This is a genomic window from uncultured Candidatus Kuenenia sp. (genome assembly GCF_900696675.1).
Taxonomy (GTDB): domain Bacteria; phylum Planctomycetota; class Brocadiia; order Brocadiales; family Brocadiaceae; genus Kuenenia; species Kuenenia stuttgartiensis_A.
On the sequence record NZ_CAADGZ010000055.1, the window covers coordinates 1 to 22,910 of the forward strand.

The following is a 22,910-nucleotide window of genomic DNA, read 5'->3' on the forward strand; positions in this document are numbered from 1 at the left end:
AAATCAACGCCATTTCCACCGCCTGCCTGATTAACGCTTCCATCAGACAATCACAGGAAATTACCCAGGATATCTTCCATCAGGCTCTTGCTGAAATTCAATCTTTTTAAGGAGGTCTGCCATGGCCCGTCTCTTTTCCCCTCAACTCTTGCGCTCATTACGAAACGATATCCCCATCGATCGACTCATCGCTGACGTCCTCTCCATACCTCATAAATGCTCCGAAGGCTATTTCCGCTTCCTCTGCCCACTCTGCCCTGAATTTAATAACGCCACCATTTTGATAAGAAAGTTGGATGTCTTGTATTTGTTTTGAATTTGTTTTGAATTTTATGCTTTGCCAGAATTTATTTCTTTATTGGTCTATTGTAATGGGTAACCACAAGGAACGCCCCCTACCGATGGTGAATTTTTTAATCTGTGCTACTATCCATCTCTGCAGTAGCAGTGTTTTTAATGCGGATCAGCCGGTTGCAAAGTATCTATCTTAAAATCAGAACAGACTGCCGGACAATTTCGAGCACTTTCGCGGGAAAGATACCGAGTTGGATAGTGCCGATGATTGATATTACTATTGCGACAAAGATGAAGGGGGAAAGGGTGAGTGGCTGAAATTCTCTTTCCGGGTCGCGCATATACATTGCTACCGTTACCCTTAAATAATAAAAAACGGCGATGGCACTGTTTATCACTCCGATAACGGCCAGCCACACGTAGCCGGATTTTATGGCGGAACTGAATATATAAAATTTTCCTACAAAACCGGCAGTAGGCGGAACTCCGGCCATGGAAAGTAAAAAGAGCGTCATGGCAATTGCCAGCCTCGGATGCTTAAAGGCTAAACCGTTAAAATCGCTAATCTTCAGGAAACTATCTTCCTTCTGGCTTACTACAATGACAACGGCAAACGCGCCAATATTCATGAACAAATACGCCAGGAGATAAAACAACACTGCCGATACACTCATATTGTTTGCGGCTACCAAAGCAATAAGAAGGTATCCCGCATGTGCAATGCTGGAATAGGCAAGCATGCGCTTAATGTTTGTCTGCGCTAACGCGATAATGTTGCCGGTTGTCATGGTGAGTACCGCTAGTACCCAAATAGCCTTTTCCCAATCATGGTGTGCCTGACCAAAGGCGGTAAAAAATATTCTCATAAAAGCGGCAAATCCTGCGGCCTTTGGCCCAACCGCCATAAATGCCGTTATCGCAGTGGGCGCCCCTTCATACACATCAGGCACCCATGCATGGAAGGGTACGGATGCAATCTTGAACCCTATCCCTACAATGAGCAGTCCCATACCGGCTAATAAAAGAGGGTCTACCACACTTCCTTTACCCGCAAGAAAAACGGCAATCTGCCGCAGGTTTATCGTACCCGTTGCGCCGTACACCATTGCAATACCGTACAATAAAAAGCCGGTTGAAAATGCCCCAAGCAAAAAATATTTTAATGACGCCTCGTTTGACGTGAGCCTTGTCCGTTTCATGCCGACAAGGATATAAATACTTATCGACATAATCTCCAGGCCGATAAAGATATTCAGCAAATCCGCACCTGAGGCCATGAGTATCATGCCAATGGTGGAAAACAATATCAGGGTATAATATTCCCCATGGTTTATGTTTTCTCTTTGAACATAATTTTTGGAGATAAGGATGGTGAGTCCGGCGCACAGCAGGAATACAAATTGAAAAAAGAGGGCGTAGTTATCAATTGTATAAACGCCGTAGAAAGAAAAGAGGGTAGTACCGGTAAAACTTCTGGATACAATAGCGGCTATTACTACTCCTATCAAAGAGAGGTACGCCAGAAAATTCTTTTCTCCCATTTTCCGTGATGAAAAAACATCCATCATCAACACTATCATCCCGAAACCTGCAAGCACGAGAACCGGCAGGATGCTTAAGATGTTAAATGTCATTATCGATATACCTGGCATGGAAAACTCACCTTAATTCATAAAAAGAGGTTTTTGTAATAATTTCTGTCGTCTGTAATTTGCAAACTGCAGATTGCCGGTTGCCGATTATACAGTATTCGCCGAAAGTATAGGAAGCAAATGGGGTAGTTTGCCTCAATTTATTGATAAGTTGCCCCGCTGCTACCATTCAGTTTCGTTCTCCGGAACGATATCAATTTTAGGAATACTCCTGCCATGCCGCGTATCATGGGTTTCCTGTTTTTGCATATTAAACACAACAGGCACTTTCCTTTCCACCTGTTCCAGAAGATGTTTTACGGAACTATCCATTTTTCTCAAAAATGAGTTAGGATAAATGCCTATCCAGAATATCATCAGCACAATGGGAATCATAATAGCCAATTCACGGCTGCTCACATCTTTCAACGTCTTATTCTCCTCATGGGTAATATTGTGAAACATAACCCTTTGAAACATCCATAGCATGTATATAGCGGCAAGGATTATTCCGGAAGTAGCAATTGATGCGTATAAAATGCGTGATTTAAACACCCCCACCAAGATCAGAAATTCGCCGACAAAACCGTTTAAACCGGGAAGGCCTATTGAAGAAAACGTAACAATCATAAACAGGATGGCAAAAACGGGGATTTGTTTCGTCAATCCCCCATAGTCAGAGATTAAACGCGTGTGCCTTCTATCGTAAAGCATCCCGACAATAAGGAACAGAGCACCCGTGCTCAGTCCATGGTTTATCATCTGCGTAATGCCGCCTTCAATGCCCTGAATATTAAAGGCAAATATGCCCAGCATAACAAACCCCAAATGGCTTACGCTTGAATATGCTACAAGTTTCTTAAGGTCGTCCTGTACCATTGCAACAAGCGCCCCGTAGATAATGCCGACGATGGCCATCCATGAAATAACCGGGATAAACGAGTGGCTTACCTCCGGGAAGAGTGGCAGACAAAATCTGATAAATCCATACGTGCCCATTTTTAGTAAAACACCCGCCAGGATGACGCTCCCCGCAGTCGGGGCTTCGACATGGGCATCCGGCAGCCATGTATGCAAGGGAAACATTGGCACTTTGATGGCAAAGGCCAGAAAAAATGCCAAAAACAGCCAGAACTGAACGGCATATGAAATATCCAGCCGATAAAATTCCAGCAGGTTAAACGTATATTCTCCCGTTGCTTTATGATTCAGGAAAAATAATCCGATTATCGCCAGCAGCATAAATACGCTGCCTGCCATTGTATAGACAAAAAACTTTATTGCGGCATAAATCCTTCTCTGCCCACCCCAGATACCAATAATGAGATACATGGGTATCAGCATAAGTTCCCAGAACACATAAAATAAAAATACGTCCAGAGAAACAAAAACTCCGACCATACCCGTCTCAAGCACCAGCATGGCAATCATGTATTCCTTCACGTTACGTTTTACATTCCATGACGCAAAAATGGCAATGGGAGTAATAAAGGTCGTCAAAAGCACCATGAAAAGGCTGATTCCATCGATGCCAAGATGGTAAGAAACTCCAAATGAAGGTATCCATCGCAATTTTTCGACAAATTGCATATCGTACGTGTTCGCATCGAAGGCAAAATATAACGGAACAGAAATCAGAAATGTGACTACAGAGACAAGAAGGGACGTTACCCTTATCAACTCTTTATGCCGGGAATCGAATGAAAGGATTAAGAGAACTCCAACAATCGGAAGAAAAGTAATTAATGTAAGAATTGGCAAATTCATTTGAACATTCCGGTATTATTATACGAACCCTTTTTAGATTTACTCATTATAAATATCCTTTCAATGACCTACGGAAAAGAATACTGCTTCTGCATCTCTGAAATAAAATAATGCCCGATAACGGATGGTAATCCAGAAAGAATAAACTCCAGAAAACTCCTTAAGCCTTTTTGTATGCAATCTTTGATCGAGCCAATTTTTCTTGAAAATAGCCTACTGTTTTCTATAAAATTTTCCTATCTCAGCGGGCAATCCTGCTAATTCTTCAATAAAATCTTTAGTTTTATGAATTAACATTTATTATGCCGGATGAAAATCTTTCGTAGCCTTCATATACGCCTTCCTTATTTGGGCAGCATTTTTGTATTCTTTAATACTCTCTTCCGGGATTAGCAAGACAAGCTTCTGTACCTGTTCCTTATCTTAGCCAAAGCATCCTTAACTTCAGCAAGACGTTTTACTAGCTAATCATATTCCTGGCGGCGAATCACTATAAGCTCTTCACCTTCGGTGATACGTTTTGGAATGGTAATTTTATATATAGCCAAACAAATATGATTTTAGGAATTTGGCGATAAAATGGCTTTCTAAAAAACAGATTTATTTAACTAAGCATACTATACAAGCACGCCCCTTAATTCCCTCTTTATAGAGGGGACTGGGAGGTGTAAATTTTTCGAAAACCTTATTTGTTTGACTATATAGATTTCATTTTCTCTGTTTCCTTTTTTTTGTATAAGAACGGGTTTAACAATCAAAATGTACCCCTAATCCGCCTTACACACTAACTATTCAGCGTAAACATTCCCGTCAAACATTGGCTTGTGCCCCAAACCGAAGCTTTGGAGCAGGCATTTTTAATTTTTCACGGCACGAAATTGTTGCCACAAACCTCATTTATTTAACCACGTCGTCAGTATGAGAATAAAAATACATCCAACCACAATATAAAATGCGTAATTACGCACATAACCCGTTTGAAAGAGGCGAAGGACATTGCTTGTCCCGACAAAGAAACGTGCAATTCCGTTTACAGAACCGTCAATTATCATTGCATCAACCCGCTTCCATAACTGAACAGAGATCTTTTTCACAGGGTTGACAAATACGGCGTCATATATTTCGTCAATATAATACTTGTTTAACAAGACTTTATAAGGCAACGCAAACCGTTCTGCCAGCTTTTTGGGAAGTGCCTGTTTTTTCACATACATTTGATATGCAAGCCAAATACCCCCGACAGCAATAAGGGTTGAGACCACCATCATAAGATAGGGAAGCCCCCCGCCATGATGTCCACCTGCTTCAGAGCCGTGCATTTCCCCATGACCATGTCCTCCGAACACTGGAGATAGAAAATGATTCAAGGCGTTTGCACCAGGTATCCCGAAAAAACCGCCTATTATGGAAAGACCTGCCAGTATTATTAAAGGGGCCGTCATGTTCCGGGGAGATTCGTGCAAATGTTCTTTCACATGAGGATCGACACGTGATTCTCCATGAAACGTCATAAACAACAGACGAAACATATAAAATGCCGTTAAAAACGCTGCAACAGCACCTATAGACCAATAAATAATATTTCCCCGTACAAACGCCTCCAGCAATATTTCATCCTTACTGAAAAATCCCGCAAAAGGCGGAATACCTGCAATAGCCACTGTGCCTATCAAAAATGTTTTATAGGTAACCGGAATGTGGTTTTTCAAACCACCCATTTTTCTCATATCCTGTTCGCCGGACATGGCATGAATGACACTTCCAGAACCGAGAAACAACAACGCCTTAAAAAATGCATGCGTCATAAGGTGAAAAACGCCTGCCGTAAACGCTCCAACACCGCAGGCAAGGAACATATAACCTAACTGACTGATCGTTGAATACGCCAAAACGCGTTTGATATCGTTTTGCATGAGCCCGATTGAAGCAGCAAACAACGCCGTGGCAGCCCCTATACAAGCAACCACGGTCATGGTAAAAGGGGACAACATATAGAGAGCATTACACCTTGCAACCATATAAACACCTGCCGTTACCATCGTTGCTGCATGTATAAGGGCGCTCACCGGAGTGGGGCCTTCCATTGCATCAGGCAGCCATGTATATAAGGGTATCTGCGCAGATTTTCCCGCCGCACCCATAAACAAGAGGAGTGTAATGAATGTTATCGTTATATTCCCAATGGCAAATTTCCCGTGAGACGCCGCACTAAAAACCTCCGTGAAATCAATGCTGTGAAACGTCAGAAAGATGAGCATAATGCCCAATGCAAAGCCAAAATCCCCTATGCGGTTAACGACAAATGCCTTTTTCGCTGCATCAGAAGCGGATTTCTTTTCAAACCAGAATCCGATAAGGAGGTAAGAGCATAGCCCAACCGCCTCCCAACCAACAAACATGAGGAGGAAATTGTTGCTCAGTACAAGCAATAGCATTGAAAAGGTAAATAAGTTAAGGTAACTGAAATAGCGGTGATATCCCTTGTCTTCATGCATGTACCCTATCGAATAGATGTGAATCAGGAATCCAACACCAGTCACAACAAGAATCATCAGGGCGGACAAAGGGTCTACCTGAAGCCCGGCTGTTGCATTGAATGATCCGGATTGAATCCAACCGAACAGGTGTTTTTCAAAAAGACGTTCTTCCGGCGGTAAGAAAAGAAGTCCGCAGAAAACAATTACGGAAATGAAAAAGGACAGGCCTGTTGCCCCGCAGGCGATATATCCTACCGATTCTTTACGCAATCGTCTGCCGAAAAACCCGTTAATTGCGGAACCAATTAAGGGAAATAACAAAATGAATGCAACCAGATTAAGCATAGGCCCCCTACCACTTCATGATATTCATGTCATCGACATCAACGGTTTCTTTGTTCCTGAATATTGCAATAATTATGGCCAAACCAACCGTTGCTTCAGCAGCGGCAACCGTCATGGAAAAAAATACAAACATCTGCCCTTCCATAGAGTGCAGATAATGGGCAAATGCCACAAACGACAGATTTACCGCATTCAGCATAAGCTCTATGCACATAAAGATTATGATTGCGTTTCTCCTTATAAGTACTCCGACAACCCCGATTGAAAACAATATAGCGCTCAAAATTAAATAATGAGTCAGCGTAATCATATTACTGTTTCCTTTTCGCTAATATAATAGCCCCGATAACGGCCACAAATAATAAAACAGAGGTCATTTCAAACGGCAAAAGGTAATCGGTGAATAATAGTTTGCCAACTAATTGTGTATGCCCTATGCTTTCGACCTTTGCGGAAGTATAAATCCCTTCCCTGCCCTGGAATAGCTTTGATTTGATCGTCAACCCCATAATAATAAGCAATACGAGACCCAGAACCATTGCCGGTATCCGCTGAAAAGGCAGGCCATCTTTCTGCTTTTGTTCACTGTTCGTCATTAATAACATGATGACAAAGAGGAAGAGGACCATAATCGCCCCTGTATATACGATTATCTGCACTGCGGCAATAAACTGCGCCTCAAGCAAAACATACAGCACCGCTATATTCAAAAAGGAAAAAACCAGATATAAAGCGCAGTATATAGGGTTTTTCTCAAATATAAGGTAGAGCGCCGCAACTACAGAAGTCGCCGCCATTACATAAAATAAATATGGTTCCATTATAGTTTAATTACCATGCTATAATTTTCTTTTTCTGGCAGATTCCAGTAATTTTTCTTTATCTAAAACGCCGCTATTCTTGTCAGTGGCGAGTTCAAAAACGTCCCCGAGAAGAATGGCCCTTTCAGGGCATGCCTCTTCGCAAAAACCGCAAAATATACACCGGAAAGAATCCAGTTCATACATCGACGGATACCTTCTGAATTGTTCATCCTCTGCACCCTCTATGGAAATACACTGAGAAGGGCATACTTTGGCGCACAGTCCGCACGCAACACATTTTTCGCGCCCATCTTCACCGATTTGCAGTTCCGGCAATCCCCTGAATCTTTTGGCAAGCCTTGGCCTCGCATCAGGATAGCTTTCGGTGACACACGTAAACGGATTCAAAAACCGTTTTAACGTAAGTAATAGACCTTTCACTAACGGTAAAATCATAGTCCTCGAATAACCATGATAAGTCCTGTTACTAAAATATTAAACAATGAAAGTGGCAGCAGAAATTTCCACCCAAAATGCATCAACTGGTCATAACGAAGCCTTGGGAATGTTGCCCTCAGCCAGATAAAACCAAAAAGGCAGAAGGACAATTTCAGCATAAACCAGACAACCCCCGGCAAAAACGGCCCATGCCAGCCGCCGAGAAAAAATGTTACCGCAATGGCAGACACTGTTATCATATTTGCGTATTCCGCCATAAAAAACATGGAAAACTTCATACTGCTGTATTCCGTATGGTAACCTGCCACAAGCTCTGTCTCCGCCTCCGGGATATCAAAGGGGCACCGGTTTACTTCTGCTATAGCGCTTATCGAATAGATGAGAAAACCTAAAGGCTGCCAAACAAGATTCCACATTTTTGATTGGGCATTCACAATATCCACCATACTCAACGATCCGGTCATCATGATAACCCCAATGAGAGAAAGGCCTATAGTTAACTCGTAACTTATCATCTGAGCGGAGGAACGTATCCCCCCTAACAACGAATATTTATTATTCGATGACCAGCCTGCCATAACAATGCCATAAATACCCATTGAAGAAACCGCTAAAATATAAAGGATTCCCACATTAATATCGGTAATGACCATATCTATACGATGTCCAAATACATTGATTACCCCTCCAAAGGGAATAACGGCAAACGTACACAACGCGGGGATCAAAGTCATTACCGGCGCCAGCACAAAAAGTATTTTTTCCGCCTTCGCGGGAATAATATCTTCTTTAAACAAAAGCTTTATGCCGTCTGCAATAGGCTGCAGTATACCATGGAATCCTACGCGCATCGGGCCGAGACGCACCTGCATGTGCGCCAATATCTTTCGTTCAAACCAGATCATTGAGACAATCATTAGTTGCACTACATTAAAGACAATGAAAATCTTAACGGATGCAATGATAAGAAAAATGAGTAGCTTTCTATCCATTTGAAACCTCTTCCATCATCATTCTTTGTCCGCAGCATTCCAATATCCCAGTCGTTTCGTAAATCACATTTATCTTTTGTCCGCATATTCCGCAGATAAAGTGCACCCCGCTTCCCTCCTCAGGAGACTTATGCGCAGACGTCCAGACAGACATCATACCTTTCTTCCCAACCAGGGTCATTTCCTTGCCGCAACATACAAGCACCCCAAAACCTCCGTTAACAACAACAACCTTTTGCTTGCATATCTCGCAGAAAAACGTTTGTCCTTTTTTCGCCATGTATAAAACCTCAATACTGCATTTAAATCCGGATTATCGCGGATTCAAATTTGTAATTTGAACCCCACATTTTATACCCCCATGCAGTCAGGAGTTTCCTCCTGACTGTCTCTCACGCTCAGGCAACAGGAGAAACCTGCCGTCACAGAAAATAGGCACAATATTCATGCATATTTTCTTTAGTATGGTATATTTTCCTTTTTGTATTATTTTTTTAGTAAATCTCTGAACATTTTTTTATCAATACCTGCTTGTTTTAACATCTCATTAAAGGTCCCTTTAGGTATATCTCGTTTACCTTTGTGGCTTAATCTTACCTGTAATACGGTCCCCGCATCCGTAATTCTTTCCCATGTCTCATGTTTTTGGCTTCTAATCTTATTAAAACCCAATCTCTTAAGTACAAACCGCATATCATCGTATGTATATATGGCCATATTTAACCGTTATCAGTTCGCATAGTTCCCATTTATCTTTACATTCAAGGACCTTATCGACATAAGGCTTATGATGGAACCTATTAGGGCTTTTGATAAATATTTCTTCACGATTCCTGTAATCTTCTGAATATTCTCTTATTATTTCTAAAATAGCATCTAAGGCTTGTTCTGCGGTATCCATTTCGGTTACTATGTCCAGTTCCGGACATTTAGCCATATATTTTCCGTTATCTTTGATAATATAAATATTAAGCAAAGGCATACCTTGAACAAATTGTGGCTTCTGTTCATTAGTAATTTTAGTTTTTCCCATATTTTTATCTCTTTTCTTGCCTGATAATTATGAACACTTTAGTTTTTTGAAAAAGCAGGGGCGAAGCATTTGCTCGTTTGGGCATGAACGCATTTATGACAATTTACAGCAAATGCTTCGCCCCTACACTGCGATTATTGGAATTTTTCAAAAAACTAAAGTGTTACAATAATTAAGATTTCTGTCCACCACGCAACCCATTTTTTGCCCATAATTTCTTCAATTTTATATTGTTGATCCCGTCATCGTTCGCACAAAGCGTTGTTAACATATAAACCCATTGGTTCAGGTCGCAGACCTGAATCCGCCAAGGAGTGTTGCCAATTAGTCTATTCGAATAACAGCCCGGAATTGCCGCCCATTTTATAGGCAAAACGCAAAGAAGTCACATTGTTGTTCGTGACTGTCTTGCTGCCAGAAAGAGGATAGCAATCCCGTGCGGATTCGTTTAACGAAAACACCATGTCTACTTTATTACATCCTTTTTTTATTCACCTTGGCTCAGGCGTAACACCAAATCAGAAACAGTATAAATCTTCACCGGTGTATATGCCTGAGATATCAAGATATTAACAGGTGAGTCTGCATATGCATCTGGCACAAAAACTATGCCCGGAGGAGATTTCTTTGTTACCCTTGCTCTCAGTTTTAATTTTCCCACCCGCGACTCAACCATAACCATATCCCCATTTTTAATCTGCATATCCTTTGCGTCTTTTTCGTTTATTTCTACACAACATTCAGGGGCAATCGAAACCAATGCCCTTGATTTTGCTGAATAAGCGCCATGGTGATTCAGGCTTGCACCTGTCATTACGATGAAAGGAAATTCTTTTTCTACATTCACTTTCAGGGATTTACCCTGAATCGCAAAAAACGTGCAGGTATTTGATTCTTTTTTTTCAGGAAACGATGAAGGCCAGTGAAATTCCTTTCGCTTCAGGCGGTCATAACTTAAGGATGAATAAAGAGGGGCTGCCTTTTTTATTTCATCCACAATTTCCGTTACATTCGCATAGGGGAAAGCATGTCCCATTTTTTCTGATACATCGCAGATAATTTTCCAATCAGCCTTCGATTCACCCACAGGTGAAACAGCCTTGTTTAATCGCTGCGTGATCAATCCCATACTGGTATAAGTACCTTCTTTTTCGGCAAATGTAGCAGAGGGGAAGATCACATCTGCCTGTTTTGCTGTTTCCGTCATAAATGAATCCTGAACGACAATAAATTCCATATTCTTAAAACTATCTCTTATCTCTTTTCCGTTCGGATACTCCGTGACAGGATCTGCGCCCATTACGTAAAGCGATTTTATGCTCCCATTTTTTGCGGCGTCAATCAGATTTAAGGGTTTTTTTGATAAAAGATCTTCAGAAAATTTTACGCCCCACAATTCTTCAATTCTCTCCTTATTCGATGCATCGTTTATATCAAGATAACCGGGTAATGATTCCGGAACGACTCCCATATCGTTTACCCCCTGCGAATTATTATGATATCTTGCACAGAAAAGAGACACCCTGCCAGGATGAATTTCACTACGATTGGAAATATCAATCAATGTGCAAAGGTCTAACAGCGTTTTTATGGTATCCGCACCAAGCGGGTCTTCAATAACGTCTTTGCCGTAAACAATGCAACAGTTGCCAGGTTTCGCCAGCAATCCGGCAGCGTTGCGTATCATTTCAGGCGAAACTCCCGTCAATCGTTCAACATCAATTAAACTAAGATTTTCTACCGCTAAACGTAAATCGCTAAGATTACTTGCCGAAGACTCTAACTTTTTAATATCAACAAGTTTATCCTCAACAATAACTTTGATTATTGCGTTGAGCAATATATGCTGACTTCCCAAAGAATAGTTTAGTCGCGCTTCATTTGGGGCGGTATTTTTAAAAATGATAGTGCGCGGGTTGGCGATCACCACATTTGCGTTATTCAATTTTATTGCCTTCCTTGCCATGCATCCTATGACGGGAAGTGCCTCGGTAATATCCACGCCAAAAAAAAACAGGGTGCCGGCATTTTCGATTTCCTTCAATGGAGCGGCTGCAAACCCGCTTTCAACTGATTTATATAAAACGCTATTTAAGAATGGCGCCCTCATATTTGCTATGTTGTCAATACAATTTGTCCTCAGTACCGTTCTGCAAAATTTCTGAAAAAGGTAATTTTCCTCGTTGGTACATTTTTCAGAACCGATGCCGCCTATCGTATTGCTGCCATGTTTTTCAATAATTCGTCCAAGCGTCTCCGACACAAACCCAATCGCCTCTTCCCACCGGACAGCCTGAAATTCACCATTCTTTTTTATCAATGGGGTGGTTATTCGTTCAGGGGAATGAATAAATTCATGCCCGAACCTTCCCTTCACACAAAGATTTCCCTCATTTATTCCCAGTTTATCTTCGGAAAGCACGCGCCTGACGCTTCCATTTTTTGTATTTAAAACAATTGTGCAGCCAACGGAACAATATGGGCAAATTGTCTGAAAACCCTCGAATTCCCACGACCTGCCGCTGAACTTCAGCGTTCTGTCCTGCCAAGCACCTGTCGGGCACACCGCCAGACACCCTCCGCAAAAACTGCAATCCAATGGCCTGTCAAAGGCGGTTCCAATAACCGTTCTGAACCCTCGGTTCTGGAAGTCTATGGCGCCAACACCCTCTATTTCCTTGCATGCGTTTACACACCGCCCGCACAAAACGCACCGGTTTCTGTTTAATTCCAAAACCGGATTATCCCGAATTACCGGAGCAGACATCCTTGCCGTCTTGAATCTTCCCAGAGGGGATTCCTGTTCATGGGCAATATTTTGCAGTCCGCATTCTCCGGATTTATTACAGGTGGGGCAGGCAAGTTCATGATGAGCAAGCAGGTATTCCATTACCGCTTTTCTATGGCGATTCACTTCTGCTGTATTTACTTTTACGCTCATCCCCTCGGATACCGGATGTGCACAGGCGAAACGGCGTCTTGTTTGATTCCTTTCAGTAACTTCAACATAACAAAGCCTGCATCCGCCAAACTGGGATAGTTTTGGATGGTAGCACAGGCCTGGAATATAAATATTATTGTCCAATGCCGCCTGAAAAATATTTGTGCCTTCAGGCGCTACGATTGATTTATCATCTATTGTCAGATGGATAATTTTCATTTTATTGCCAGGAAATTACATTTTTCGTAACACACATTACATTTAATACACTTTGCTTTATCAATAAAAGCAACTTCCGTCTTGCTGCCACTGATTGCATTGACAGGACAATTACGTATACAGGCCTGGCATTTGGTGCATTTATCTGGGATAACCTCATACCTGTGCAACGCCGTACATGTGGCGGTGGGGCAAATTTTGTCTCTGATGTGAGCGATATATTCGTCTTTAAAATACCGCAAAGTGGACTTGATTGGATTGGGCGCTGATTGCCCAAGACCGCAAAGGGACATGGTCTTCACCTCTCCGCACATCTCTTCAAGCATTGCAATATCGCCCTCTTCACCCATTCCCTGAGTAATCCGCGTAAGTATATCAAGCATAAGGGTTGTGCCTATTCTGCATGGAGGACATTTTCCGCATGATTCGCGCGCACAAAAATCCATAAAAAAGCGAGCCATTTCCACCATACAGGTGCCGTCATCCACCACTACAAAACTACCAGAACCCATCATCGCGCCAATTTCCAATAATGATTCGTAGTCGATAGGAAAATCCAGCAATGATTCAGGCAAACAACCGCCGGAAGGCCCTCCAATCTGAACGGCTTTAAACCGTCTTTTCCTGGGAATCCCCCCTCCTATATCAAATACGATTTGCCGGATAGTTGTGCCCATGGGAACTTCTACAAGGCCCGGATGTTTTATTTTCCCCGTTAATGAAAATATCTTCGTACCTTTGCTTTTGTCTGTTCCCATCTGAGCATACCAACCTGCCCCCTTATTCATTACAAGAGGGACATTCGCAAAGGTTTCCACATTATTTAACACAGTTGGCTTATCCCACAGTCCCGCCTCTACAGATTGAGGGGGCCTTGTGCGCGGCATTCCCCGCTTGCCTTCTATTGAATATTGTAATGCCGTGGACTCTCCGCAGACAAAAGCACCTGCGCCTTCCTTTATGTAAATATTTAAGCTGTATCCGCTGCCCAAAATATTCTCACCCAAAAACCCATATTTTTCTGCCTGCTCAATAGTATGCTTAATCCTTCTAACCGCCAGAGGATATTCCGCACGGATATATATGTAACCACTCGTTGCGCCAATGGCGTATCCGCCAATAATCATGCCCTCAAGGACTGCGTGCGGGTCACCCTCCAGTAGACTTCTGTCCATAAATGCACCAGGGTCGCCCTCGTCAGCATTACAGATAACAAACTTTTCATCGGTAGAATATTTTGCACACGACGCCCACTTATTGCCGGTAGAAAACCCACCGCCCCCTCTTCCTCTCAAACCTGACTTAGACACTTCCTCAATCACCTGCTCCGGACTCATTGTCTTTAGTACTTTTTTAAGGGCTTCATACCCGCCGCGGGCAATATATTCCTCAATGCTATCAGGGTCAATGTAGCCGCAATTCCTCAAAATCTGCTTGCGCTGCGGTCTATTAATGATCAGTTCATCAAAAAAAGGAACTAGCGGATATGGCTCTTCGCACCCCTCTTCCGCAACCATTTGAGACAATACATGGTTTTTAACAATTTCCCCTTTTCTTACGTGTTCCTCCAATAACAGAGGGACGGTCTGCGGCTTCACATTTTTATACGTTACCCTGGTACGGCCAGGGATTATTATATCAACAAGTACTTCATAGGAACATAAACCAATGCACCCTGTATGAACAATATCCGCCTGAATCTGTTGTTTGGCAAGTTCGCTTTCGATACTTTTTAATACCCCCCTCGCGCCAGCGCCAATGCCACATGTTCCCATGCCAACAATTATCCTGGCCCTGGCGGGCATTGCATCCACTTTTGAACCTTCAGACCTTTCGTCAAGAACCATTTAGCAGAAACTCCTCAACAAGGACAAGCCAGAACCAAACAAATAAGAAAATCTGCAACCTGCAACCGGCAGTCTCCAGTCGGCAGTCTGTAGACTGGCAACTTCGGATTTCACAATTAACCTGACTTCGAAGCTAATTTTATACACTACATTGAATATATATGCGGAAAGCCTGTATATTCAATAGTTTTCGCTTCCTTTAATAAAAACATAAACTATTCGTGTAGTGTATACAATATACACTATACATAACATGTTTAAAGAATTCAATTAGTCGAAAAGACATTGATTTATCTTACTTTATTGCTCTTTATAATTTGTAGTGTATAAATTGAGGTTGGAATTTGGGAATTAAATGTACTGCAAAAAATGCAAAGAAACTACCCACAAGCTCTAACCCTTTATCTCGTCTATTATATTCCCAACGGTATTATGCGACAGTTGGCCATAAACATCTTCATCCACCATTATAACCGGCGCAAGCGAACAGGCGCCCAAACAAGCCACCTCTTCGAGGGTAAACATTGTATCTTTTGTTGTCTCCCCTACAGGAATGTCCAGTTTTTTGCCCAGTTTTTCAATAATTTGCTTTGCGCCTTTTACATGACATGCAGTTCCGCTGCATGCCTTAATGATATGCCTGCCGCGTGGTCTCATATGAAACTGGGCGTAAAACGTCGCAACACCAATTATCTCATTCACGCTTATATTCAATCTTTCCGAAACAAAATCAACAACCTTCTCCGGCAAATAACCATATGCCGTCTGTATCGTCTGCAAGATGGGAATGAGTGAGCCCCTGCCGTGTTTATACTTTTCTAAAATATCTTCTGTCTTAGAAAGATATAATGCTTCATTCTCAGCGGATTGTATATTTGTTTCAGCCATTTTTGTTTTTAACGATCAATTTCACCCAAAACTATATCTAAACTCCCGATTACGGCAACGACGTCGGGCAGCATCTTTCCTTCCACCATTTTTGGCAACGCCTCAAGATTTACAAAAGACGGCGGCCTGATTTTTAAACGATAGGGACGGTTCGAACCGTCGCTGACGATATAAAATCCCAATTCCCCTTTCGGGGCTTCCACACATGAATAGACTTCGCCTTTTGGCGGGCAAATGCCATCGGTAATTAATTTAAAATGGTGAATCATAGCCTCCATGTTTGTTTCCACCGCTTCTTTTGCCGGCAATGCAACAGCCGGGGCATGGGCAATGTGATCTCCTTTCGGAAGAATATCCAAGGCCTGTTTAACAATGTTGTTGCTTTGAATCATTTCCTCAATACGCACACGGTATCTGTCGTACACATCGCCATGCACTCCCAGTGGAACGTTAAAATCGTATTTGTCATAACTGGAATAAGGTTCTGCCTTTCTTACGTCCCAGTCCACCCCGGAACCTCTTAAACTCGGCCCGCTCAACCCGTAATCAATCGCTTCTTCCGGGGAAATATAACCAACGCCAATTGTGCGTTTTTTCCAAATCGGATTATCTTTTAATAGTATTTCATATTCCTTCAGTTTTGAAGGAAATTCATTCACGAACTTTTCAACGCTTTTCAGAAAACCTCCGGGCAAATCGCGCGCAACACCGCCAATCCGTATATAGGAAAGATTCATTCTCGAACCGGAAACCATCTCGAAAATATCGTAAAGCGTTTCCCGTTCGCGGAAACAATAAAAGAAAACCGTCATTGCCCCTAAATCAAGGGCATGCGTGGCCAGCCACAATAAATGGGAAGATATCCTTGTAAGTTCGCAAAGCATAACCCTTATATGCTGCGCTCTTTCGGGAATTTCAACGCCGATTAATTTTTCAACCGCAAGCGCATACGCTAAATTATTTGAGAAAGGCGCCACGTAATCAAGGCGGTCGGTAAGGGGAATGAATTGATGATATGTCTTGTATTCTGCTAGTTTTTCCACGCCCCTGTGCAGAAATCCAATATCAGGCGCCGCCTTTGTAATGGTTTCGCCATCCATCTCGAGTATTAACCGGAGCACGCCATGAGTACTCGGATGCTGGGGTCCCATATTGATGGACATCATATGAGTGGTTTTTGCGGAAGTAGCCGTAGTCATGCTTCATCCTTTCTGTAGATAGCTCTCAGGCTCGCAGGCTGTCTTCCATCTATGGGATAATCTTTCCGCAATGGATGGCCTTCAAAATCTTCCGGCATGAGTATCTTCCTCAGGTCGGGGTGACCCTGAAACTGAATGCCAAACATGTCATAAGTTTCTCTTTCGTGCCAGTTTGCCGTTTTCCAGATATGAGTAACAGTTGAAATGGTTGGATTATCAGAGGGAACGGGAACTTTAAGACGCACTCTGTGTTTCTTTTGCATAGAATACAGGTGATATACTACCTCAAAAACACCATTTGTTTCAATTTTATCAACGCCACATACATCGGACAAATAATCACACTCAAGCTCCTCGTTTTTCTTAAAAAACTCAGCTACCTGCATAATGTGTTCTTTTTTTATAACAAACGTCAATTCCCCACGAAAATCATAACAATCGGTTATCGCTTCTGGGAAATGAGATTTCACTAATGTAATAATTGAATCATTATTCATCGCGGCATACTTTGAAATATTCTTTTATAGTGATCCTTTCTGGATTTTCTTCTGTATTTCCATGATAGCATGAATCAACGCCTCGGGTCTCGGCGGACAGCCCGGAAGATAAACATCCACCGGTATTACTTGTTCAAGTCCCTGTACAACGCTGTACGTGTTAAATACCCCCCCGGAAACAGCACAAGCGCCCATCGCAACAACCCATTTAGGCTCAGGCATTTGTTCGTATATCTTCTTCGCCACTGAGGCCATTTTATAGGTAAGCGTACCCGCAACAATCATTAGATCTGACTGCCGCGGAGAGAATCGAAACACTTCGGCGCCGAAACGTGCAAGGTCATGACGCGGCGCTACAACGGCCATCATCTCTATTGCACAACAAGCCAAACCAAAGGGCATTGGCCAAAGAGAGGATTTTCTTGCCCAATTTACCATTGTTGTCAAGGTGGTTGTCAGAATATTATCACCCAGATGGCTCTCTATTCCCATTCCAATCCCCCCCTTTTCCAAATGTATAAATAACAAATAAGCAATATGCCAATAAATATCACCATTTCAATGAATCCAAAAAGCTTTAATGACTTAAAGGCAACTGCCCATGGATACATAAAGATAACCTCTATATCAAATACAACAAAAAGCATTGCAATCAGGTAAAACTTTACGGAAAAACGTTCGTGCGCGGACCCCACCGGCTCAACGCCGCATTCGTAAGGAGTAAGTTTTTCTTCGGATGGTTTTTTCCTGCCAAGGATCTCTGAAATCCCTACATTGGTTAGTGCAAAACCGAGTGCTACAAAGAATAAAATTAAAATGGGCAGATATTGTATCATTTGACCGGGATTATAGAACTATTTATGAAAAAGTCAAAAAGTTTTAACGAAAGTTAAACAGTAAGAAATAATACCCCTTTCCAACAAAGAAATGAGACATAGTATAATCATCTAAAATCAATTTATCAAGGGCATAAAACACAAAATCATTAAAATATTTAGCAATACTTAACAAATTCGTAACTATTCAGTGTAATTTATTAAACTACCGGAGATAAGAGCGCAACTCGTTCCCAAACAGATACTTCACTATGTTCAGTACAAGGTTTGGGAACGAGTCGTGTATCGTTTACGCTGAATAGTTACACAAATTCAGGTAAATGCCCCAATTAAAAATAATTGAACCCTTGCTAAACTTTTTCTGTATTTAAGATGTTTCCTGTTTTATAATGCAAATATATTGATGCTGTTGTTCTTAATTCTATCCATGCAGAAAGTTTTTCCGCCTATAATGCTTTTATGAGTAGCTACAAATCCAGCCTGGCTTTTCTTATAGTTTTCATATCCCTGTTCTGTGCCATTATGTTAAGTACGCCGGAATTAGAAGCGAAGCATTTGGAACCTTCCAATGATTCACAATCAATCCATGTCGACACTCAAAAAGAAAGAGATTCTTTAGCGGTAGAAGAAAATGGTACACAGACTACTGCAGGAGACAATAAGCCCATTCAAACGCCGGATAGTAATAGCAACAATATCATAACAGAAAAAGAAGAACCTTATATTTCTGAACATGAAGAAAATAAGTATCCGCAGAAAATAGCACACCCCAATGAAGATGACCGGCCGATTGTTCCCGCAGAAGAGGCGCTTTCGGATACCACAGAGCAAGATAATATCATGGCTACGCCAACACTGACTCTCTCTGTTATACCTACGGGCTATGGGCACTCTTCGGTTGAAGAAGAAAAGGAAATCCATACACCAACACCATCGCCAGAGGGAGAATCATCATCATCAATAAAAGAGGTTCCGCCACAGCATGCCATCACTACAAAGAGTCGCAGCGATACTGATGTTCTTGCAGAAGAGGCACTTTCGGATACCACAGCACAAGATAATACACTTGTTACACCAATGCCGATTCTACCTGTTACACCCACTGTCCATGGGCAATCTTTGATTGAGGAAGAAAGGGGAATCCACACGCCATCGCCGGAAGGAGAATTATCTCAGGCGATTCCTATTGAAAACGAAACTCCTCATGGAACAGAAGAACATCCAGGAGATGAGTCATCAATAGAGGAAATTGAGCCGCAGCATGCTATAATTACAGCGACTCCGGGAGATGCTGAAGAAAAAGGCGTCCTCTCCGCCATGCCTGTTCCAACTCCGGAATATCCTGCTGCATCCGCTCACACAGAAGAATCACTGGTTCCGATAGAAAAGGATAAGCCATCGCATGATGTAGAACGCGGAGCGCCAACTATCCCCTTGGAGTTGTTGCCGTTTACGCATATTGAAGGTTCTTCTCAGGTGAATGAAGAGAGAGATGCTGGACTGCCAACAAAGGATACCGATGAATCAACAACAGGAATAGCTTCAGAAGAACACCGCTTAGACACTGTGAAAGAAGAGGGAGTTTCAAGGCCTGCCTGGGATATATTGCACAAAGATCCATCCCATAGTGTGATCCTTGCCATCGCCATAATACTTATTGCTGCCAAGATAGGAGAATTGCTGGCAAAAAACGTTCAGTTGCCTTCGGTAGTGGGTAATCTATTGGCAGGACTAGTGTTAGGCAATATCTATATCTTTACCGGAGGGGATTTTTTCGAATTTCTCAAGACAATGCCCTTTTTAAAGATGATATCATATTTTGGAACGTTGATACTTCTCTTTACCGCAGGGCTTCATACCGATATCAGGATGTTATTACGGGCAGGGGCTTCCTCTTTACTGGTGTGCATGGGCGGTATTATCGTCCCTGCCGGACTGGGTCTTGTGGCAGGGCATTTCTTCCTTCCTGATGCCTCAAATGGCACAAAGATGCTTTTAGCAATTATTTTGGCCAGTACAGGAATGGGATTATTAACGGCAATTTTAGGCGAATTAAAGGCTATGAATACCCTGGAAGGAAGGATACTCATCGGTGCCGGCGTTCTTACAGAGATCATGGTTATTTTATCCTTCGGCCTCGTTAGCGGATTTGTCGCTCGTGAAGGGAATTCTTTCCTGCATATTTTAGTTAGCGTGTGTATCGCAATTTCTTTCCTTACCATTGCGTTAGTAATTATTTTGAGATATAGCGAAAAATTCGGCAGCTTTTTAACGAAAAGAGCTAAAGAGGGATTAAATATTCCTATTGTAATAGTTTTGTGCCTCTTGTTAGCCTTTATGACTGGAACAATTGGGCTTCATACAGTAATAGGGGCATTTGTTGCAGGGTTATTCCTGCGGAATGTAAAACTAAGTGATTCCGACGAATTCGACGAAGAAGAATATCGTACTATTGAATCTTTTATAAGGCCATTTTATAAGATTATAGTGCCAATACTTTTTGTTAAAGTGGGGGCGCAGGTTGATCTAATGAGTTTTTTACATGTAAATACAGCGATCCTCGGACTTGCTATAACGGGTGCCGCTATTGCAGGAAAGATGTTTTGCAGCGTTTGCCCGATTGAGCGCGGAGTAAATCGTTTGACTATAGGCATAGGTATGGCGATAAAGATGGAAGGGACTCTAATACTTGCAGGAATAGGCAGAGATATGGAAATATTTAGCAGCGCCGTATTTTCCTCTGCTATTATGGTAATCGTGCTTACCTCTATCATATGTCCTTATTTTTTAAGGGCATTCCTGCAGAAGAAGGGCGACGCACAAGACATCGTCTCTGTTGCAAAAGCAGAAGAAGGAATTAAAAAGGGCTGCGTTAAACTGAATACACAGGGGTAAAAATGATTCACTATCGGAAAATCCTTTGTCCCGTTGATTATTTAAATTGCGCCATGAATGCGCTTGCATATGCGGCAAAATTGGCAACAAGGGAAACTGCCAGGCCTTTATCTTATTTATGTAAAGGAAGAACATGCCTCTGATTATGGCGGGCTTAAATTTGACACGGAGTTAAACCGTACCGAGGAAACGGATGCAGAGATAGAACAGAAATTTATTAGCAGTATTCCAGAAGAAATAAGGTGCTGTATAAATATTGAAATATTGATGAGGGCGGGGGACACCTGTGAAGGGATTTTAAAAGCAGCCAGAGATATTGGGATAGATCTTATAGTTATGGGTACTCACGGCCGTACGGGCATTTCCCATATGTTTATTGGTAGTGTGGCAGAGAAGGTGATAAGAAACGCCCCTTGTCCTGTATTGTGCATAAGGGGGTAAGGCTGTCAGTAATCTACAGTCGGCAAATTGCAGATTGAGGATTGTATTATTTTGAGTATACGTTTAGATTCAACCGGATAACCTCGAAATATCGCGGCAAGCTTTTCTACCGGCTTCTTCAAAAGGCAACACAAATAGAACCGACGACATTTGATAAAAGTCAAAAGGTTTTAACGAAAGTTAAATCGTAAGAAATAATACCCCCTTCCAACAAAGAAATGAGACATAGTATAATCATCTAAAATTAATTTATCAAGGGCATAAAACACAAAATCATTAAAATATTTAGCAATACTTAACAAATTCAGGTAAATACCCCAATTAAAAATATATTGAACCCTTGCGAAACTTTTTCTGTATTTAAGATGTTTCCTGTTTTATAATGTAAATATATTGATTCTGTTGTTCTTAATTCTATCCTCGCAGAAAGTTCTCTAGCCCACAATGCTTTCATGAGTAGCTACAAATCCAGCCTGGTTTTTCTGATAGTATTCATCTCCCTGTATTGTACCGATATGTTAGGTGCGCCAGTGTTGGAAGCGAAGCATTTGGAACCTTCCAACGATTCACAACCAATTCATGCCGACACTCAAAAAGAAAGGGTTTCTTTAGCAGTAGAAGAAAATGGGACACAAACTATTGCTGGGGACAATCAACCCATTCAAACGCCTGTTATAGAACACCCATCCCCCACAACGGTTGATATGAGAGACGTCGGTATTCAGACGCCGAATAGTAATAGCGATGTTATCACAACTGAAAAAGAAGAACCCTATACTTCTGAACATGCAGAAAATAAGTATTCGCAGAAAATAGCACACACCAATAAAGATGACCGGCCGATTGTTCACGCAGAAGAGGCGCTTTCGGATACCACAGGGCGAGATAATATTGTAGCTACGCCAACACCGATTCCCTCTGTTACACCCACTGGTTATGGGCAATCTTTGGTTGAAGAAGAAAAAGAAATCCATACACCATCGCCAGAAGGAGAATTATCTCAGGCCATTCCTATTGCGAGAAGAGATCCTCATGCAACAGAAGAGCATCCCGGAGAAGAATCATCAATAAAAGAGGTTCCACCACAGCATGCCATCACTACAGAAAGTCGCAGCGATACTGATATTCTTGCAAAAGAGGCACTTTCGGATACCACAGCACAAGATAATACCATTGCTACACCAATGCCTATTCTGCCTGTTACACCCACTGGCCATGAGCAATCTTTGATTGAGGAAGAAAGGGAAATCCACACGCCATCGCCGGAAGGAGAATTATCTCAGGCGATTCCTATTGAAAACGAAACTCCTCATGGAACAGAAGAGCATCCTGAAGAAGAATCATCA

The 22,910-nt window shown here is 42.1% G+C and carries 19 protein-coding genes and 1 pseudogene; 4 read left to right on the forward strand and 16 right to left on the reverse strand.

Features of this window, described 5'->3' with window-relative positions; translation table 11 throughout:
• Positions 1-482 precede the first annotated feature (482 nt).
• The 16 genes from QZT26_RS09620 to ndhC all read right to left on the reverse strand — a co-directional run bounded on the left by QZT26_RS09620 (position 483) and on the right by ndhC (position 18,228).
• On the reverse strand, positions 483-1,928 hold the full coding sequence (locus tag QZT26_RS09620; RefSeq protein WP_295101849.1) for an NADH-quinone oxidoreductase subunit N: 1,446 nt from the start codon (positions 1,926-1,928) through the stop codon (positions 483-485).
• A gap of 180 nt (positions 1,929-2,108) precedes the next feature.
• Complete coding sequence (locus QZT26_RS09625; RefSeq protein ID WP_099325628.1) at positions 2,109-3,692, reverse strand: NADH-quinone oxidoreductase subunit M; 1,584 nt, start codon at positions 3,690-3,692, stop codon at positions 2,109-2,111.
• A gap of 893 nt (positions 3,693-4,585) precedes the next feature.
• On the reverse strand, positions 4,586-6,514 hold the full coding sequence (gene nuoL / locus QZT26_RS09630) for an NADH-quinone oxidoreductase subunit L (protein WP_295101852.1): 1,929 nt from the start codon (positions 6,512-6,514) through the stop codon (positions 4,586-4,588).
• A 7-nt stretch (positions 6,515-6,521) separates the two neighbouring features.
• The gene (gene nuoK, locus QZT26_RS09635) at positions 6,522-6,824 is read right to left on the reverse strand and encodes an NADH-quinone oxidoreductase subunit NuoK (protein WP_099325626.1); all 303 of its coding nucleotides are present in this window, start codon (positions 6,822-6,824) and stop codon (positions 6,522-6,524) included.
• A gap of 1 nt (position 6,825) precedes the next feature.
• Positions 6,826-7,335, reverse strand: coding sequence for an NADH-quinone oxidoreductase subunit J (locus tag QZT26_RS09640; protein WP_099325625.1), 510 nt, complete (start codon positions 7,333-7,335; stop codon positions 6,826-6,828).
• An 18-nt stretch (positions 7,336-7,353) separates the two neighbouring features.
• Positions 7,354-7,773, reverse strand: coding sequence for an NADH-quinone oxidoreductase subunit I (locus QZT26_RS09645; protein WP_099325624.1), 420 nt, complete (start codon positions 7,771-7,773; stop codon positions 7,354-7,356).
• Positions 7,770-8,768: an NADH-quinone oxidoreductase subunit NuoH gene (nuoH, locus tag QZT26_RS09650; protein WP_164995548.1), complete on the reverse strand. Its 999-nt coding sequence runs from the start codon at positions 8,766-8,768 to the stop codon at positions 7,770-7,772. Before nuoH ends, QZT26_RS09645 begins: the two co-directional genes overlap by 4 nt.
• Positions 8,761-9,048, reverse strand: a complete 288-nt coding sequence (locus tag QZT26_RS09655; protein ID WP_295101856.1) for a hypothetical protein — start codon at positions 9,046-9,048, stop codon at positions 8,761-8,763. The genes nuoH and QZT26_RS09655 overlap by 8 nt, the downstream gene beginning before the upstream one ends.
• A 414-nt stretch (positions 9,049-9,462) precedes the next feature.
• Positions 9,463-9,801, reverse strand: a complete 339-nt coding sequence (locus QZT26_RS09660; RefSeq protein WP_295101857.1) for a hypothetical protein — start codon at positions 9,799-9,801, stop codon at positions 9,463-9,465.
• 487 nt (positions 9,802-10,288) lie between these two features.
• Entirely contained in the window at positions 10,289-12,961 is a 2,673-nt protein-coding gene (locus tag QZT26_RS09665; RefSeq protein ID WP_295101859.1) for a molybdopterin-dependent oxidoreductase, read from the reverse strand.
• Positions 12,958-14,808 (reverse strand): NADH-quinone oxidoreductase subunit NuoF, encoded by a 1,851-nt coding sequence (locus QZT26_RS09670; protein ID WP_295101861.1) that lies wholly within the window; start codon positions 14,806-14,808, stop codon positions 12,958-12,960. Before QZT26_RS09670 ends, QZT26_RS09665 begins: the two co-directional genes overlap by 4 nt.
• 393 nt (positions 14,809-15,201) lie before the next feature.
• On the reverse strand, positions 15,202-15,696 hold the full coding sequence (gene nuoE, locus QZT26_RS09675; RefSeq protein WP_295101863.1) for an NADH-quinone oxidoreductase subunit NuoE: 495 nt from the start codon (positions 15,694-15,696) through the stop codon (positions 15,202-15,204).
• Positions 15,697-15,704: 8 nt separating this feature from the next.
• Positions 15,705-16,895: an NADH dehydrogenase (quinone) subunit D gene (gene nuoD / locus QZT26_RS09680; RefSeq protein WP_295101864.1), complete on the reverse strand. Its 1,191-nt coding sequence runs from the start codon at positions 16,893-16,895 to the stop codon at positions 15,705-15,707.
• Positions 16,892-17,392 carry an NADH-quinone oxidoreductase subunit C gene (locus QZT26_RS09685; protein WP_099325615.1) on the reverse strand — a complete coding sequence of 167 codons (501 nt, stop codon included), beginning with the start codon at positions 17,390-17,392 and terminating at the stop codon, positions 16,892-16,894. The genes nuoD and QZT26_RS09685 overlap by 4 nt, the downstream gene beginning before the upstream one ends.
• Before the next feature lie 24 nt (positions 17,393-17,416).
• Positions 17,417-17,884, reverse strand: coding sequence for an NADH-quinone oxidoreductase subunit B (locus tag QZT26_RS09690; RefSeq protein ID WP_099325614.1), 468 nt, complete (start codon positions 17,882-17,884; stop codon positions 17,417-17,419).
• Positions 17,875-18,228: an NADH-quinone oxidoreductase subunit A gene (gene ndhC, locus QZT26_RS09695; protein WP_099325613.1), complete on the reverse strand. Its 354-nt coding sequence runs from the start codon at positions 18,226-18,228 to the stop codon at positions 17,875-17,877. Before ndhC ends, QZT26_RS09690 begins: the two co-directional genes overlap by 10 nt.
• A gap of 459 nt (positions 18,229-18,687) precedes the next feature.
• Here ndhC and QZT26_RS09700 point away from each other — a divergent pair, with 459 nt between their 5' ends.
• From QZT26_RS09700 to QZT26_RS09715, 4 genes and pseudogenes are all read left to right on the forward strand, one after another.
• On the forward strand, positions 18,688-21,123 hold the full coding sequence (locus tag QZT26_RS09700) for a cation:proton antiporter (RefSeq protein WP_295101866.1): 2,436 nt from the start codon (positions 18,688-18,690) through the stop codon (positions 21,121-21,123).
• Between the two features lie 69 nt (positions 21,124-21,192).
• Positions 21,193-21,564 carry a universal stress protein gene (locus QZT26_RS09705; RefSeq protein ID WP_197705191.1) on the forward strand — a complete coding sequence of 124 codons (372 nt, stop codon included), beginning with the start codon at positions 21,193-21,195 and terminating at the stop codon, positions 21,562-21,564.
• Positions 21,565-21,617: 53 nt separating this feature from the next.
• Positions 21,618-21,755: pseudogene (locus tag QZT26_RS09710) on the forward strand (IS1595 family transposase); the annotation flags it as partial.
• 261 nt (positions 21,756-22,016) lie between these two features.
• Positions 22,017-22,910: hypothetical protein (locus QZT26_RS09715; RefSeq protein WP_295101869.1), on the forward strand; the 894-nt coding region annotated here is incomplete at its 3' end.

Bases quoted from the DNA above. Each gene is read 5' to 3' on its own strand.
- nuoL (WP_295101852.1), bottom strand. From the start codon at position 6,514: ATGCTTAATCTGGTTGCATTCATTTTGTTATTTCCCTTAATTGGTTCC.
- QZT26_RS09645 (WP_099325624.1), bottom strand. From the start codon at position 7,773: ATGATTTTACCGTTAGTGAAAGGTCTATTACTTACGTTAAAACGGTTT.
- QZT26_RS09685 (WP_099325615.1), bottom strand. From the start codon at position 17,392: ATGAATAATGATTCAATTATTACATTAGTGAAATCTCATTTCCCAGAA.
- QZT26_RS09705 (WP_197705191.1), top strand. From the start codon at position 21,193: ATGCGGCAAAATTGGCAACAAGGGAAACTGCCAGGCCTTTATCTTATT.
- QZT26_RS09620 (WP_295101849.1), bottom strand. From the start codon at position 1,928: ATGACATTTAACATCTTAAGCATCCTGCCGGTTCTCGTGCTTGCAGGT.
- ndhC (WP_099325613.1), bottom strand. From the start codon at position 18,228: ATGATACAATATCTGCCCATTTTAATTTTATTCTTTGTAGCACTCGGT.
- QZT26_RS09670 (WP_295101861.1), bottom strand. From the start codon at position 14,808: ATGGTTCTTGACGAAAGGTCTGAAGGTTCAAAAGTGGATGCAATGCCC.
- QZT26_RS09655 (WP_295101856.1), bottom strand. From the start codon at position 9,048: ATGGCGAAAAAAGGACAAACGTTTTTCTGCGAGATATGCAAGCAAAAG.
- QZT26_RS09640 (WP_099325625.1), bottom strand. From the start codon at position 7,335: ATGGAACCATATTTATTTTATGTAATGGCGGCGACTTCTGTAGTTGCG.
- nuoK (WP_099325626.1), bottom strand. From the start codon at position 6,824: ATGATTACGCTGACTCATTATTTAATTTTGAGCGCTATATTGTTTTCA.
- QZT26_RS09625 (WP_099325628.1), bottom strand. From the start codon at position 3,692: ATGAATTTGCCAATTCTTACATTAATTACTTTTCTTCCGATTGTTGGA.
- nuoH (WP_164995548.1), bottom strand. From the start codon at position 8,768: ATGGATAGAAAGCTACTCATTTTTCTTATCATTGCATCCGTTAAGATT.
- QZT26_RS09690 (WP_099325614.1), bottom strand. From the start codon at position 17,884: ATGGGAATAGAGAGCCATCTGGGTGATAATATTCTGACAACCACCTTG.
- QZT26_RS09665 (WP_295101859.1), bottom strand. From the start codon at position 12,961: ATGAAAATTATCCATCTGACAATAGATGATAAATCAATCGTAGCGCCT.
- QZT26_RS09660 (WP_295101857.1), bottom strand. From the start codon at position 9,801: ATGGGAAAAACTAAAATTACTAATGAACAGAAGCCACAATTTGTTCAA.
- nuoE (WP_295101863.1), bottom strand. From the start codon at position 15,696: ATGGCTGAAACAAATATACAATCCGCTGAGAATGAAGCATTATATCTT.
- QZT26_RS09700 (WP_295101866.1), top strand. From the start codon at position 18,688: ATGAGTAGCTACAAATCCAGCCTGGCTTTTCTTATAGTTTTCATATCC.
- nuoD (WP_295101864.1), bottom strand. From the start codon at position 16,895: ATGACTACGGCTACTTCCGCAAAAACCACTCATATGATGTCCATCAAT.